Origin of the sequence: Paralcaligenes ureilyticus (assembly GCF_004346225.1) — a bacterium.
Classification (GTDB): Bacteria; Pseudomonadota; Gammaproteobacteria; order Burkholderiales; family Burkholderiaceae_B; genus Paralcaligenes; species Paralcaligenes ureilyticus.
This window is the reverse complement of the sequence record NZ_SMAJ01000010.1, coordinates 35,595-50,623: the sequence shown is the minus strand read 5'-3', so window position 1 is coordinate 50,623 and position 15,029 is coordinate 35,595. Positions and strand designations below refer to the sequence as shown.

The 15,029-nt window shown below is 56.1% G+C and carries 13 protein-coding genes; all 13 read left to right on the top strand.

Features of this window, described 5'->3' with window-relative positions; all coding sequences use genetic code 11:
- Positions 1 to 744 (top strand): SDR family NAD(P)-dependent oxidoreductase, encoded by a 744-nt coding sequence (locus tag EDC26_RS13205; RefSeq protein ID WP_132583357.1) that lies wholly within the window; start codon positions 1 to 3, stop codon positions 742 to 744.
- 238 nt (positions 745 to 982) lie between these two features.
- Positions 983 to 3,952 carry a xanthine dehydrogenase family protein molybdopterin-binding subunit gene (locus tag EDC26_RS13200; RefSeq protein ID WP_132583355.1) on the top strand — a complete coding sequence of 990 codons (2,970 nt, stop codon included), beginning with the start codon at positions 983 to 985 and terminating at the stop codon, positions 3,950 to 3,952.
- The gene (locus EDC26_RS13195; RefSeq protein ID WP_132583353.1) at positions 3,949 to 4,779 is read left to right on the top strand and encodes an FAD binding domain-containing protein; all 831 of its coding nucleotides are present in this window, start codon (positions 3,949 to 3,951) and stop codon (positions 4,777 to 4,779) included. The genes EDC26_RS13200 and EDC26_RS13195 overlap by 4 nt, the downstream gene beginning before the upstream one ends.
- The gene (locus tag EDC26_RS13190) at positions 4,763 to 5,287 is read left to right on the top strand and encodes a (2Fe-2S)-binding protein (RefSeq protein WP_132583351.1); all 525 of its coding nucleotides are present in this window, start codon (positions 4,763 to 4,765) and stop codon (positions 5,285 to 5,287) included. Before EDC26_RS13195 ends, EDC26_RS13190 begins: the two co-directional genes overlap by 17 nt.
- Positions 5,280 to 6,797, top strand: coding sequence for an AMP-binding protein (locus tag EDC26_RS13185; RefSeq protein WP_132583349.1), 1,518 nt, complete (start codon positions 5,280 to 5,282; stop codon positions 6,795 to 6,797). Before EDC26_RS13190 ends, EDC26_RS13185 begins: the two co-directional genes overlap by 8 nt.
- A 69-nt stretch (positions 6,798 to 6,866) precedes the next feature.
- Complete coding sequence (locus EDC26_RS13180) at positions 6,867 to 8,051, top strand: ABC transporter substrate-binding protein (RefSeq protein ID WP_243700915.1); 1,185 nt, start codon at positions 6,867 to 6,869, stop codon at positions 8,049 to 8,051.
- Positions 8,052 to 8,128: 77 nt separating this feature from the next.
- Entirely contained in the window at positions 8,129 to 9,022 is an 894-nt protein-coding gene (locus EDC26_RS13175; protein ID WP_132583347.1) for a branched-chain amino acid ABC transporter permease, read from the top strand.
- The gene (locus tag EDC26_RS13170; RefSeq protein ID WP_132583345.1) at positions 9,015 to 10,061 is read left to right on the top strand and encodes a branched-chain amino acid ABC transporter permease; all 1,047 of its coding nucleotides are present in this window, start codon (positions 9,015 to 9,017) and stop codon (positions 10,059 to 10,061) included. The genes EDC26_RS13175 and EDC26_RS13170 overlap by 8 nt, the downstream gene beginning before the upstream one ends.
- Entirely contained in the window at positions 10,058 to 10,849 is a 792-nt protein-coding gene (locus EDC26_RS13165; protein WP_243700914.1) for an ABC transporter ATP-binding protein, read from the top strand. The genes EDC26_RS13170 and EDC26_RS13165 overlap by 4 nt, the downstream gene beginning before the upstream one ends.
- On the top strand, positions 10,842 to 11,549 hold the full coding sequence (locus tag EDC26_RS13160; RefSeq protein ID WP_132583343.1) for an ABC transporter ATP-binding protein: 708 nt from the start codon (positions 10,842 to 10,844) through the stop codon (positions 11,547 to 11,549). The genes EDC26_RS13165 and EDC26_RS13160 overlap by 8 nt, the downstream gene beginning before the upstream one ends.
- A gap of 23 nt (positions 11,550 to 11,572) precedes the next feature.
- On the top strand, positions 11,573 to 13,030 hold the full coding sequence (locus EDC26_RS13155; RefSeq protein ID WP_132583341.1) for a UbiD family decarboxylase: 1,458 nt from the start codon (positions 11,573 to 11,575) through the stop codon (positions 13,028 to 13,030).
- Between the two features lie 30 nt (positions 13,031 to 13,060).
- Positions 13,061 to 13,867, top strand: a complete 807-nt coding sequence (locus tag EDC26_RS13150) for an enoyl-CoA hydratase/isomerase family protein (protein WP_132583339.1) — start codon at positions 13,061 to 13,063, stop codon at positions 13,865 to 13,867.
- Between the two features lie 66 nt (positions 13,868 to 13,933).
- The gene (locus tag EDC26_RS13145; protein ID WP_132583337.1) at positions 13,934 to 15,016 is read left to right on the top strand and encodes an ABC transporter substrate-binding protein; all 1,083 of its coding nucleotides are present in this window, start codon (positions 13,934 to 13,936) and stop codon (positions 15,014 to 15,016) included.
- Positions 15,017 to 15,029: the final 13 nt, after the last annotated feature.

Genomic DNA, 15,029 nt, shown 5'->3' with positions numbered 1-15,029 from the left:
ATGAAGAACTCTTCCCCTGTCGCCCTCGTAACGGGCTCGACCTCTGGTATCGGCGCCGCCATCGCGCGGCGGCTCTCGCGAGAGGGGTACGCGATTGTCCTGCACTCGCGCAGTTCGGCGCAGGCGGGGCACGATCTGGCGGACGAACTCGGGACAGCGGTCTATGTACAGGCCGACCTGGCTCATGATGCTGATAGAGCAATGCTTGTTCGGGAAGCAGTTGCGGCCTGGGGGCGGCTCGATGTGCTCGTCAACAACGCGGGGATCAGCCGCGTGATTCCTCATTCGGATCTCGCCGCTGCGACGCCGGCAATCTGGCAGGAGCTGCACGAGGTCAATGTCGTGGCCCCGTTCCGCCTGGTGGCGGAGGCAGAATCTGCGCTACGCGAAGCAGCGCGTCGAGGCCGCCCTGGCTGTGTTGTCAACGTCAGCTCTCATGCCGGCATTCGTCCCAAGGGGGCCTCGATCCCGTATGCCGCAACCAAGGCGGCGTTGAACCACGTCACCCGTCTGCTCGCGCTGTCGCTGGCACCGGATATTCGCGTGAACGCCGTTGCCCCAGGCCTAGTAGACACACCTCTTACGGCAGGATGGACGCAGGCGCAACAGCTTTGGAAAGAGCGTGCGCCGATGCGCCGGGCCGCCAGCCCGGACGACATTGCCCAAGCTGTCGCAATGCTGATCGCCTCGGAATACCTCACAGGTGAAATCCTGCTCTCCGATGGCGGACTGAATCTGACGTGAGGAACATGTCCGAGATTCAGCAATTTTGCTAGGCAAGCCAGCCAATATCAGACGGGGGTTGCGTGGAACCCCAGTGAACCTCTTCCACAAGCCATCGAAAAAAGAGACTCAAGGGTAAATTCACGCACTATTGGGTAATCGCTTTGCCGGGCAGTCTGTATAAAATCATTACATAAGTTTATGCAATGAGGCCCGCTACTTGAATCAGTCTTCTTTGGTATCGACAAGCGATCGTTCAATGCCTGCGGAAGCTGATCAATTGCCCTATATTGGTCGCCCGCTGGCCCGAGTGGAGGATGCTGCCCTGCTTTCCGGGCGTGGTTCGTTTGCGGACGATATGGGCGTCAAGCCCGGTACCCTGTACGCCGCCATTTTGCGTTCTCCGTATGGGCACGCCGAGATCCTGTCGATTGACGCCTCTGCAGCGCTTGATCTGGCTGGCGTGCGGGCAGTACTGACAGGTATCGACGTCAAACAGTGGTCGTCTCCCTTTGCCGTGGGTGTCAAGCAGCCGATGGAGCATTGGCCCATGGCTGTTGAGCGGGCGCGCTATGTTGGTGAGCCGGTCGCCGTGGTCATGGCGGAGAATCGCTATCTGGCCGAGGATGCGCTTGATTTGATCAAGGTCGAGTATAAGCAGCTGCCTGTTGTGGTGGATTCCGAAGAGGCGACTCGCGCTGATGCACCCGTCCTTCATCCTGCTGTCGGCTCCAATGTCGTCAGTGATCGGCATTTCTGTTATGGAGATCCCTCTGCGGCATTCGCAGCGGCACCGCATAGCGTTTCGCTCAAGGTGCGCTATCCGCGTAATTCCTGTACCCCCATTGAATGTTTTGTGGTGGTGGCGGAATATCTGGCCGGTAATGAAGGCTATGATGTTTTATCGAACTTTCAGGGGCCTTTCGCACTGCACCCGGTGTTAGCGCGCGCACTTAACGTGTCGGGTGCTCGATTGCGGCTTCGCGCCGTACGTGATTCGGGCGGCAGCTTTGGCGTCAAGCAGGCCGTGGCGACCTATATTGCCTTGTTGTGTCTGGCGTCGCGCAAAGCCGGTGCGCCGGTGAAATGGGTCGAGGATAGGCTGGAGCATTTGCAGGGATCAGCTTGCTCGCCAAGCCGGGTTACGACCATCGAAGCTGCAGTGCAGTCCGATGGGCAAATCACGGCATTGCGCTACCACCAACTTGACGATTGCGGCGCTTATCTGCGCGCGCCGGAGCCGGCAACCTTGTATCGCATGCATGGCATATTGACCGGTGCCTATAAGGTCCAGAACCTCGAGGTGCGCAATCGCGTCGTATTGACCAATAAGATGCCCTCGGGGCTGGTGCGTGGCTTTGGTGGCCCGCAAATGTATTTCGCGCTTGAACGCCTGATGCAGCGCATTGCCGTGGAGTTGAACCTTGATCCTCTAACGGTGATCCGGCGTAATCTGATTGCAGCTGACGCTTTCCCCTACCGGGCGCCTGCGGGGGCGCTGCTTGATTCGGGAGACTATCAGAAAGCGATTGACTTGGCGCAAGAGCAGGGCGGATTGGCTGAGTTGCGGGTACGGCGCGACGAGGCGCGCGCGCAAGGGCGTTTGTACGGCATTGGTTACGCCGCCATTGTCGAGCCGTCGATTTCCAATATGGGCTATATCACCACTGTGCTGACGGCCGGTGAGCGCGCCAAGGCGGGCCCGAAAAATGGTGCCAATGCCAGTGCGACAGTCAGCGTAGATGCGCTGGGCAGTGTTAGCGTAATTATCGATTCGGTGCCGCAGGGGCAGGGACATCGGACAGTGGCCGCGCAAGTGGTGGCCGATGTTTTGGGATTGGCGCCCAGCGACATTGTCGTCAATACCGAGCTCGATACGCAAAAGGACGCGTGGTCCATTGCGGCTGGAAATTATTCCAGCCGTTTTGCCGGCGCTGTGGCGGGAAGCGTCCATCTGGCTGCTGTCAACATACGCGAAAAACTGGCCATCATTGCTGCCGACCTGCTGAATGCACAGCCCGAGCAGATCATGTTTTCGCAAGGGAGGATATATGCGCGTGACAATCCAGAGCAGAAATTACGCTTTCATCGTGTTGCCGGGGCTACGCATTGGTCGCCTGGAAATTTGCCGCCGGGCCTGACCTCAGGGCTGCGGGAAACGGTGTTTTGGTCGCCCCCGCAACTGGCCGAGCCAGACGAAAACGATGTAATCAACAGCTCTGCTGCTTATGGCTTTGTATTTGATATCTGTGCGGTAGAAATCGATCCCGCAACGGGGAAAATTCGTATTGATCGCTACGTGACGTCTCATGATGCCGGGAAGATTCTGAACACGGCGCTGGCCGATGGGCAAATACGTGGCGGTTTTGCACAGGGGCTTGGTGCGGCCCTGATGGAAGAGTTTGCGTATGGGAGCGATGGCAGCTTTCTTTCTGGAACTTTTGCCGACTATCTGGTGCCTACGGCGTGTGAAGTGCCCGAGCCTGTGATTCTTCATATGGAGACTTTGTCGCCGTTTACGCCTTTGGGGGCGAAGGGCCTGGGAGAAGGCAATAACATGAGTACGCCTGTTTGCATTGCCAATGCGATTGCCGATGCGTTGGGCGTCGCAGATATTGTTCTCCCCGTAACACCTTCCAAAGTGCATGCCTTATTGAATATGAGCGATCCCGCGCCCGGCCCGACAAGCGCCGTGCCGCTGTTGAAGCCGGACGAGGGCGGATCGACGCTCAATATGGCGGGTTCGATTGATCTGGCCGCCACGCCAGAGCAGGTTTATGCAGTGCTGCTTGATCCTGATGCCCTGGCCAAAGTCATACCCGGATGTCATGCGCTTACGCGAGTCGGCGACAACCGCTATCGTGCCGATGTGACCATTGGCATCGGATTGGTCAAGGCCCGCTACGCGGCGCAAATTCAGTTAAGCGATTTGAAGCCGCCGCACGAATTATCGTTGGGAGGCAGCGGCATCAGTTCCTTGGGCTCGGCTCAGGGCTCCGGCCGCGTTCGTCTCGAATCCATTGCCGGGGGTACACGCTTAAGTTACGACTACGCCGTGTCCGTCAGCGGCAAGGTGGCGGCGGTGGGTGGCCGCATGCTGCAAGGAGCGGCCAAGATTATTTTGCGGCAAATGTTCGAACGGCTTGGGCGGCAGGCGGCGGGCGAGGTGGCAGCCTTGCCGCTATCCTTATGGCGGCGCTTGCTAAGGTTCTTGGGGGTGGCCAAATGAAGCCGGCAGCCTTGGACTATATCCGCATCGATCACGCCGATGAAATTACCGACATGCTTGCGCAGTATGGCCAGGACGCCAGAATTCTGGCAGGCGGGCAATCGTTGATGGCGATGCTTAATTTCCGTCTGGCGCAGCCGAAAGTTCTTGTCGATATATCCCGATGTGTTGATCTCGATTATTCCCGGATCAAGGACGGTCATCTGGCCGTCGGCGCTGCGGCGACTCAGGCGAGTGTTGAATGGCGCCCGGATCTGGCGCGAGAAGTGCCGCTGTTAAAGAGGGTGTTTCCGTCGATATCGCATTTTCAGATTCGTAATCGCGGCACGGTATGCGGTTCGGTTGCGCATGCCGATCCCAGCGCTGAATTGCCGCTGTGCCTGGTCGCCCTTGGCGGCGAGGTTGTGCTGCGCGCCCGAAGTGGCCGTCGCGTATTGAAAGCGGAAGACTTTTTTGTGGGCATGCTAATGACGGCAATTCAGCCTGGAGAGTTCGTGGAAGAGGTGCGTTTTCCATTGGGTGGAAAAGAGAGTCGCTACGCCTTTGAAGAGGTGGCTATGCGCCACGGCGACTTCGCGATTGCGGCGTTGGCAGTAGCTGTAACCGATACCCGGATTACGCTGGCCGTAGGAGGTGTTGCGGATCGGCCTGTGCGTAAGACATGGCCATTGTTGTCTGTGTCGGATATGGACGCGGCCTTGAATGATTTTGCGTGGGAGCTTCAAGCACAGCACGATACCCATGCCAGCGCTGAGTATCGCCGCCATCTCGTGCGCCATCTGGGGCGAAAATTAATTATCGAGGCCAGGAATGAAACGCTACGATAAAAATATCGAGCATTCAATTACGCTGACGCTGAACGGAGTGGCGCGTAGCGCTCGCGCCGAGTCGCGCATGTTGCTGTCGGATTTTCTCCGGCACGAACTGGGCGCCACGGGCACTCATGTAGGCTGCGAGCATGGCGTTTGCGGCGCCTGTACGGTTCGAATAGATGGCATAGCGATGCGTTCCTGCCTGCAGCTGGCGGTGCAAGCTGAAGGCTGCAATATCGAGACGGTGGAGGGTTTGAACCAGGGCTGCCCGGACGATCTCAACGATTTGCAGCAGGCATTCAAGCGTCATCATGCGTTGCAGTGCGGTTACTGCACTGCTGGAATTTTGATGTCTTGTAGCGATTACCTTGGCCGCGTCAGTATGCCGACCCGTGATCAAGTGCGCGAAATGCTGTCTGGGCATTTGTGTCGCTGCACAGGCTACGCCACTATTGTCGATGCGGTGCTGGATGTCGCCGCGCAACGTCTGGAAAACGCCAAAGAGAAGGTGAAACATGCTTGATTTAGGCCGCAGCTTCGTGGCATCGGTAGAAAGATGCCCCGACCAGATTGCCATCGTGGACGGAGACTTGCGCTTGACCTACGCCCAGTGGTTTGAGCGTGTAAGCAGTGTCGCAGGTGGCCTGTACGATATGGGGCTGCGTCATGGCGATCATTTGTTGACGGTGTTGCAAAATAGTTGGGAAATGGCGACCTTGCACTGGGCTTGCCAGTTTCTGGGCGCTGTCATGACACCGCTTAATTGGCGTGCCACGCCTGAAGAAATAGATTATTGTGCTACCGACTCTCAAGCCAGCCTGCTTGTCTTTCAGGATGTGTCGGCGCAAGCGGTTTCTGAATCGGCCGTTGCGCAGCGCCTGCCGCGTGTTGCGGTTCAGGCTGCGCCAGGCGGCACGCAATCATTTGAGGCTTTATTGCAAGCCGGGCCGACACAGCAATTGCTTAACGCCGATGCTGACGATTGGTCTTTGATGTTGTTCACCTCCGGTACGACCGGAAAGCCCAAAGGGGTTCCACGTCGCCATCGTCACGAGCGTGCTGCGGCATTGGCCCACGTCGCGCAAAATTTATATCGCCGTGGCGAGCGTACTCTGGGAGTGATGCCGCTCTACCATACGATGGGCATACGATCCCTGCTTTCCATGGCACTGTTGAATGGCCGTTTTGTTTGCATACATAAATTCGATCCGGCCCTGGTGCTGGCCGCAATCGATTCTGAGCGCATCACGAATCTGTATCTGGTGCCCACGCTGTATCACGACATGATAGGACATCCGAATCTGGAGCGGACAGATATATCGTCAGTGCGTAAATTGGGCTTTGCCGGTGCGTCAATGAATGATGGCTTGTTAAAGCGGCTCGATGCCATATTCAAACCGGAATTGTTCGTCAATCATTACGGCTCGTCGGAGGTTTATACCTGCACGATTGAACCCAACGCGCCCGGCAAGCCAGGCAGTGCGGGAAAGTCAGGTATCAATCAGCGTATCCGCGTCGTGCATCTGGGCGCCGAAAGTGGCGATGACCTGGCTGAGGTAGGGGAGGAAGGACAGATCGTCGCCGATCTGCAGGGCGATGAAGCATTCGAAGGGTACTGGAAGCGGCCTGACGCGGATGCGAAATCGTTATGTGGAGGGTGGTATTTTACGGGGGACCTTGGCTATTTCGATCAGCAGGGCGATTTGTTCGTTACCGGCCGGATCGATGACATGATTATCAGTGGCGGCGAAAATATTTCACCGACTGATATAGAAAGCTTGCTGTCTTTGCACCCCGCGGTCGATGAGGTGGCGGTGGTGGGGCTGCCCGATGAACGCTGGGGCCAGAGAGTGGCGGCGTTTGTAAAGCTTAAAGGCAAGGCAGATGCGGCGGCGCTGGACAAATATTGTCGCGAATCCAGTTTGCCGGATTTCAAGAGGCCACGCGAGTATGTGTTTGTGAGTGGGCTCCCGAAGTCTCCGGTAGGCAAAATCCTGCGGCGCAAGATCGCTGTGGGTGAGTACGAAAAGTAGAGTTTTTTTGGCAGTTTGAAGTGCCTGGTGCATAACGCCGGGACAACTATTATATAAAAAGGAGACATCATGATTAAAGTATCGTTTGTGCGCAATGCGATTGCGATGGCCATTATTGGCGGTTTTGCAGGTGTCGCATCGGCTCAAAATCCAGGCCCAATCAAGATCGGCGTACTCACGCCGCTTTCTGGCACGTTTGCCCCCATTGGCCAGCAGGTAAAGTGGGGTGTCGAGCTTGCGACAAAAGAAATCAATGCCGCAGGCGGCATTATGGGGCGCCAGGTTGACTTGACATTCGAAGATGGCGAGGCGAACCCCTCCGTGGGTACTCAGAAGGCCGAAAAATTGTTTCAATCCGCCAAGGTGGATTTTCTCACCGGCACCGTCAATTCCGGATCCACGCTTGCCATCGGCCAGATCGCCGAGCGCAATGACCGTCTGATGGCGACCTCAGTGTCGTTTTCGGATGCGATCACCGGCGATAAATGCTCGCCCAATGTGTTTCGCGTCAATGCCAAGGCTGGGCAGCAGTCGGCTGCCTTGGCGCAATGGCTGAAGAAAAATAAGCCTGATGCCAAGATATTTTATCTGGGGCCCGACTATGAGATGGGGCGAAGCACCGTTGCGGCTTTCAAGAGCGCAGCAGAAAGCACGGGCGCAAAAACAGTCGGCGAAGTATTCGCCCCGCTGGGAAACAAGGATTATTCACCGTTCTTCGGGCAGCTTAGGGCCGCACATCCTAATGTTCTGTATACCTCGGTAGCGGGGAACGATACGGTACGCCTGTTTTCCCAACTGAGTGAATTTGGCCTCCTCAAGAATCTGACGATAATGGGCGCGTCCGGCACCGTCACCTCGCAGAACATGACGGCCATAGCGAAGGCGACGGAAGGGTTTCTCACTGGCGTTGGCTATTCGCCGGAAATCAATACGGCCGAAAACAAGAAATTCGTTGCGGCATTCGAAAAGGCTTATAAGCACAGTCCGGATCTATATGGCGCCGATTCTTACGGGGTGATGTATTTTTACAAGGCGGCTGTCGAAAAGGCGCAAAGTACCGATACCGCAAAGGTCAGGGCCGCAATGAGTGGTCTTGAGTGGATGACCCCGCAAGGCGAGAAGAAAATGCGGGCCGGTGACCACCAGGCGATCCAGGATATGTACGTGGTTAAACTCACCCACGGTAAATTCCAGATCGAAAGCAAGATAGCCGGTCCTGATGCAATTGGCCCGGATACCTGCAAGCGATTTTAAGGGCATGTGCGCTTGCGTCACGGAAGTCGTCTTGGGCTTGCTGCCGGTAATGCCGGCATTGATCGGAGAGCTGTTGCATGAGCGGATTCATTGAGTCGCTGCAGTATGTTTTTGCGCCGCAAATCATCAATGGCTTATCCATTGGAATTGCCGTCATCCTGATGGCATTGGGCCTGACGATTATTTTCGGGCTGCTCGATGTCATTAACATGGCCCATGGGGAATTCTATGCGTTGGGCGCCTATCTCGGCGTTAGTCTGGCGGCGTTGGGGGTGAGCTTTGGGTGGCTATTGGTGCTGGTGCCGTTGGTCATGGCGCCGTTGGGCTTTGCGGTAGAGCGTTTGCTGATCCAGAGGGTATTCCATCAGAAGGACAGGCATACCCTTACCCTGCTACTGACGTTTGGACTAGCCATTATTTTGCAAGACACCTATGGGCTTGTGTATGGATCTCAGTCAATCAGTACCGAAATGCCCATTAGCGGCGCAACCGAAGTGGCCGGAATGTTTCTACCCAATTATCGCTTGTTTCTGATGGTGATAGGCGTGGTGATTATCCTTGCTGTCTGGCTGATCGTTTATCGGAGTCGTTTCGGGGCCATGGTGCGGGCGGCCGCGTTCGACAAGGACATGGCCGCTTCGCTGGGCGTGCCTGTGGGTCGGATGTACGCGGGGACTTTCGCATTTGGCGTGGCGCTGGCCGGTTTGTCTGGAGTGTTGCTCGCGCCGATTTATTCAGTATTCCCCACCATGGGGAATGATTTTCTTTTGTTGGCATTTTGCGTGGTGATTGCAGGCGGTTTGGGGAGCATCAAGGGTACGGTTATTGCCGGTCTGGTCTTGTCGCAGATCCAGTCGATCTCCAGTTTATATATTTCGCCATCATGGACAGACCCCTTGGTATTCAGCATTATGGTGGCGGTGCTCATGGTGCGTCCGCAAGGACTGTTCGGGAGGCTGGGCCATGCTTGAGCGGTCTCCTTCAAATCAGACTGCCGGCTCACTCCGTCTGACTGTTCAGCAGCACGAAAAAACGGCGCGCAATGCCTTACGGTATTTTGCTCTTTTGTTCATAGCGCTGGCGCTTGTATTTGCGGTTGCCGCCGGCGTCAACCACGATGTGTTTTATTACCGCCTTGCGACCGAGGCGCTGATATTCGGCGGTTTTGCGATGAGCGTCGATTTGCTGCTTGGTTTTACCGGCCTGTTGTCGCTGGGTCATGCGCTGTTTTTTGGGCTTGGAGCCTATACCTCCGGTCTGGTTCTGAAAGAATTAAACCCGTCTTTCTGGCTGGCGTTGGGTGCCGCATTGCTGGTGGCCAGTGCGGCAGGGGCCGTAGCGGGAATTATTGCGATTCGTGCACGCGGCGTGTACTTTGCGCTGATAACGTTCGGCATGGCCGAAGTCGTATCGAAGATTGTCTACAACACTCGAGAAATTGGCGGCTCGGACGGCATCATTGGAATTCCCGTGATTCACATAAATTTCTTATTTTTCTCGATCAGCACTGATCAGGGGCTTTCTTTCTTTCTGCTGGTGCTGGCACTGATCATGGGTTTGTATTTCCTGTTGGAAGCGGTGCTTCAGACTCCTTTTGGACGGCTTATAAAAGCGATCAAGGCAAACGATAGCCGTGTGCCATTTCTTGGATTCAGCTCCCAGCGCGCCAAGCTGTATGTCTTTATTCTGGCGGCCAACGTGGCGGCGTTATCCGGAGCGCTTTACCCCATGTTGCGCGGCTTTGTTTCGCCTGAGCTGATGTTTTTCCATGCTTCAGGCAATGCCGTCATCACCGTGGTGCTGGGAGGCGTCGGTACGTTGATCGGTCCTTTATACGGTAGCGTGATTCTGACTGGCCTGAAATCTGTCATAGGCACTTATACGGAACATCACCTGATTGTGGTGGGCGCCTTGTTCATGTTGACCGTTATCTTCCTGCCCGGCGGACTGATTGGATATTTGCGGCCGCGCCTTAATGTTTGGCTCTTGCGACGGGAGGTAAAGCCATGAATTCCGGCCACATGGAAATGGCTCAGGACAACGAGGGTTCGTCTATTCTGAAGGTGAGAGACATTTCAGTACGGTTCGGCGCTTTGCTTGCTGTGAACGCGGTAAGTTTTGTGGCACAACGCGGTCATATTACGTCGATTATCGGTCCTAATGGCGCGGGCAAGAGCACGCTGTTCAATCTGATTAGCGGCGCTTTGACCCCAAGTGGTGGCAAGGTATGGTTTGAGGGAGCCGACGTCACCGGTCAGAGGCCCGGCGCGCTGGTGCGTAAAGGCTTGTCGCGTTCTTTCCAGATCACCAATCTTTTCTTCGAAATCTCGGTGTATGAAAATTTGCGGCTTGCCGCACAGGTTCTGGAGCGACCCGCTAAATTGCTGATGCCTTTGCGCAGTAATGTGCTTGCTCGCCAGCGCACTGAAGAATTGATCGAACAATTTAAATTTGCCGACAAGGTGCATGATCTGGCTGGTTACCTTTCTCATGGAGAGCAGCGACGCCTGGAGATTGCGGTAGCGCTCGCGGGCAGACCCAAAATGCTATTGCTTGATGAACCTACTCAGGGGATGTCCCATGCCGACACAGAAGAAACCGGGCGGTTGATTAAAGATCTTGCCGGCGATATTTCGATTTTGCTGGTGGAACATGATGTCGACTTGGTAATGGGTTTGTCCGATCACGTTGTCGTCATGGCGCAGGGGGCCAAACTGGCCGAGGGCTCTCCCGCCGCCGTTCGATCGAATCCCGACGTTCAGGCTGCCTATTTTGGGCGGGAAGCGGCACATGCTTGAGCTAAAGCAATTACATACCCATTACGGCCTGAGCCACGTGCTGCAAGGTGTGAACATCACAGTCGGAGCGGGTGAGGTGGTTCTGTTATGCGGGCGTAACGGGGTGGGCAAGACGACCGTAATCAAAACGATTGCGGGATGGGTGGCCCCGACATCGGGTTCTATTTATTTCGATGGCGTCGAGTTGAATGGACTGGCTCCGGATCGGATCTGCCGTTTGGGCATCGGGCTGGTGCCCGAGGATCGGCGGATTTTTCCCGGCCTGACTGTCGAAGAAAATATCAGGCTTGGTTTTTTGCAGTGCCCGCGCCGACCTGCAGCTCAATCCCGACGGGCTCTGGAACAGGTTTATGGCCAGTTTCCGCGTTTGAAAGAGCGGCGCAAGCAGATGGGCACTACCCTGTCAGGTGGCGAGCAGCAAATGCTTGCGATTGCCCGCGTTTTGGTCGGTGCGCCCAAGCTTTTGCTGGTGGATGAACCCAGCGAGGGGCTGGCGCCTATCATCGCCGACGAGATTTTCGCCATAATTGAACGCTTGCGTGCTGACGGAATCACGATTCTGATGGTCGAGCAAAATGTGCATAGGGCTCTTGATGTTTCGAGCCGGTTTTACGCGTTGGAGCGTGGACAAGTCATCGCTCAGGGTAACGCAGGCTCGCGTGTTGATAGAGACGCTTTGATGAAGGCCATTGCCGTTTGATCGGTACTTGCAAGGGATACGAAATGACCGAATCATTAAATTCCGCCGCCCCATTGACCCTGCGCCACTGGCTGCGTCATCTTGCCGATACGGATCGCCTGGTAGTGGCGCGCTCGGGCGTTGCCTTGAAGCACCAGTTGGCAGCCGTTGCGAAACGGCTGGATGCCAGCAAAGCGGTTTTTTTCCCGCAGCCCGGTGGTCATGCCATTCCTATCGTATCGGGCTTCATGGCGCGGCGCAGCTGGATAGCAGAGGCGATAGGCATCAAAGAGTCCGATCTGCTGGCCTCGTTTCGCCACGCGGCCGAGAACCCGTTGCCATGGCGAGAAGTGGCGGCCGGCTCCGCGCCATGCCAGACGGTCGTCCATCGCGACCCCGATATGCGCGTCGTGCTGCCGATACCGACGCATAGCGAGCATGACAGCGGCCCCTATATTACCGCTGGCCTGGTGATTGCGCGCAATCCGGTTACGGGCATACAGAACGTGTCGATCAACCGTATTCAGGTCAACTCGAAGGACCGGATGGCGGTGTTGCTGCTGCCGCGCCACCTGCAAGCGTTCTTTCGGATGGCCGAGGAGCAGGGGCTGCCGTTACCGGTGGCGATCGTGATTGGGGTCGATCCCCTTACCCTACTGGCATCGCAGGCCATCGCGCCCATTGATCACGACGAACTCGAGATTGCCGGTGCGCTGCATGGCGTGCCGTTGGCGGTAGTCAAATGCCTTACCAACGATGTGCGGGTTCCGGCCAATGCCGAGATCGTGATCGAGGGTCACCTGCTTCCTGCCGTGCGTGAGCCCGAGGGGCCGTTCGGGGAATTTCCCAAATACTATAGTTCACGCGAAAATCGGGAAGTGATTCAGGTTGATGTGGTCACGCATCGCAGCAAGCCGATCTTCCATACCATTGTGCCGGCTGAGATGGAACATCTATTGCTGGGCGCCATCCCGCGCGAGGCCACGCTGCTTGGGCACCTGCAACGCAGCTTTCCAGGCGTGCTCGACGTGCACCTGTCGGTAGGCGGTGTGTGCCGCTACCACCTTTTTGTCAAATTCAGGAAACAACGCGAAGGTGAACCGAAGAATGTGATCCTGTGCGCATTCGGTAGCCACTACGATATTAAACAGGTGACTGTGGTTGACGACGACGTCGATGTCCATGATCCGGCTCAGGTCGAGTGGGCGGTCGCCACGCGTTTTCAGGCTGACCGGGATCTGGTGCTTATATCTGGTGCGTTGGGCTCGGTGCTTGATCCATCGACGACTACCGGCGCACATACTCAAGGTGAGGTCACCTCCGTTGGCCGCCTGCAGGGGATTAGCGCCAAGATGGGGTTGGATGCGACACGCCCGGTTAAATATGAGGGGCACGTCTTTACCAAGGTGAAAATTCCTGGAGAAGACCAGGTTGACCTTTCCGCGGTGCTGGCTGACGGCATTGACGCCGACATTCTCGATTTGTTCGCGCATGATATCTGAAATGAATAGTTTGATTACACAGGAGTAAACATGACAGCAATACATCACCCGGCCCATAGCCTGCTCGATAAGCTCGACGGATTTTCAGTGATTATCGATGCGGCCAGGCAACGTGCGGATATCGTTCTCGACCGCCCACCCTTCAATATTATTTCGATGGCGCAGCGCGACCAATTGCGGCTGGTGTTCGAGGCTCTGGATGAAGATTTATCGGTGCGGGTCATTGTTTTGCGCGCCGTCGGAGATAATTTTTCCAGTGGCGGTGATATCAAAGGATTTCTCGAGGCCACGCCCGAGCATGTGTCCAGGCTGGCATGGAATATCGCAGCGCCGGCCCGTTGCAGCAAGCCGGTGATTGCGGCCAATCGAGGTTATTGCTTTGGCGTGGGTTTTGAAATTTCACTCGCGTGCGATTTTCGCATCGTGTCGCAGACCGCTCAATATGCGCTGCCGGAACAAAAGCTTGGGCAGATTCCCGGGTCGGGCGGGTCGGCCCGTTTGCAAAAGATGGTTGGCATCACCAGAACCAAGGACGTGGTAATGCGCTCGCGCCGCATCGCGGGCCAGCAGGCTTTTGACTGGGGCATTGCAACGCAATGCGTGCCGGATGCCGAGCTGGAAAAGGCAACCGATGCGCTGGTCGACGAATTGTGCGGCTTCTCGCCGCTTGCACAGCGTACGGCCAAAAAGCTGCTCAACGACACTGAGGACTCGACCTTGTCGATTGCCATCGAGCTCGAAGGGCATAGCTACAGTCGCCTTCGCTCGTCGGACGATTTCCGCGAGGGCGTAGAAGCATTCCATCAGAAGCGCAAGGCGAAATTCAAGGGCAGCTGAAATTTGCATTTCGAGCCATCCAAGAGCATTCGATTATTTAAAAAAAGAAACTGAAGGAGACACAAAATGAAACAGACGCGCACTTACTTTACTGCGATACCGAATCCTCTGCGCCGCCGCATTGGTTTAACCGTCGTCGGTTTGATTCTTTCCGTTGGCGCGATGCCCGTCTATGCCAGCGCCGCCGGTTTGGTCGAAGTTCGGGTTGGCACGAATGGCGTGGTGAGCGATGCGCCGTTTTTCATCGCTCAGCAAAAAGGTTATTTCGCGCAGGAAGGAATCAAGGTCACATTCGTTTCATTCAATGCGGGGCCCATGATGATTGCGCCGCTTGGCGCCGGTCAGTTGGACGTTGCCGCCGGCGCGATGTCGGCCGGGCTTTTCAACGCGGCCTCGCGTGGCATCAACATCAAGGTGGTGGCGGATAAGGGCTCTACTCCACCTCTGTACGACTACATGCCGATCCTGGTTCGCAAGTCGCTCGTCGACTCTGGAAAAATCAAGAGCATGAAGGATTTCAAAGGATTGAAAGTGGGGGAGGGCGGGAAGGGCGGTTCGCCCGGCTCGAAATTGAACGAAGCGCTTAAAATCGGAGGCTTGAGCTACAAGGATGTACAGCACGAGTATCTGGGCTATCCACAGCAAGTCACCGCGTTGGCCAACGGCGCGATCGATGCTGCCGTGTCCACCGAGCCTTCGGTTACGCAGGCGATCGAGAAGGGTATAGCGGTACGGTTTCCCCATGAGAACCCCTACCCGAATCAGGAGGTGGCAGTGTTGCTGTATGGAGGCGATTTCATAAAAAACAAGCCGCAGGTGGCCAAGAAATTCATGGTTGCCTACCTGAAGGGTGCCCGGTTCTATAACGGTGCGTTAAAAAACGGCAGGTTTGCGGGCCCCAATGCGGGCGAAGTAATTGCGATTCTGGTGCGCGACAGCCGGGTCAAGGATCCGGCCTTGTACAAGGGCATGACTCCCAATGGCATTAACCCGGATGGGAAGTTGAACTTGACCAGTTTGAGAAAGGATTTCCAGTTTTATAAGGATCAGGGGTACCTGCAAGGTTCCGCTACGGTCAATCAGGTCGTGGACGAATCATTTGCCCATATGGCGGTCAAGGAGCTAGGCCCCTATAAGCCGATTAATTGATGCGATTGATTCT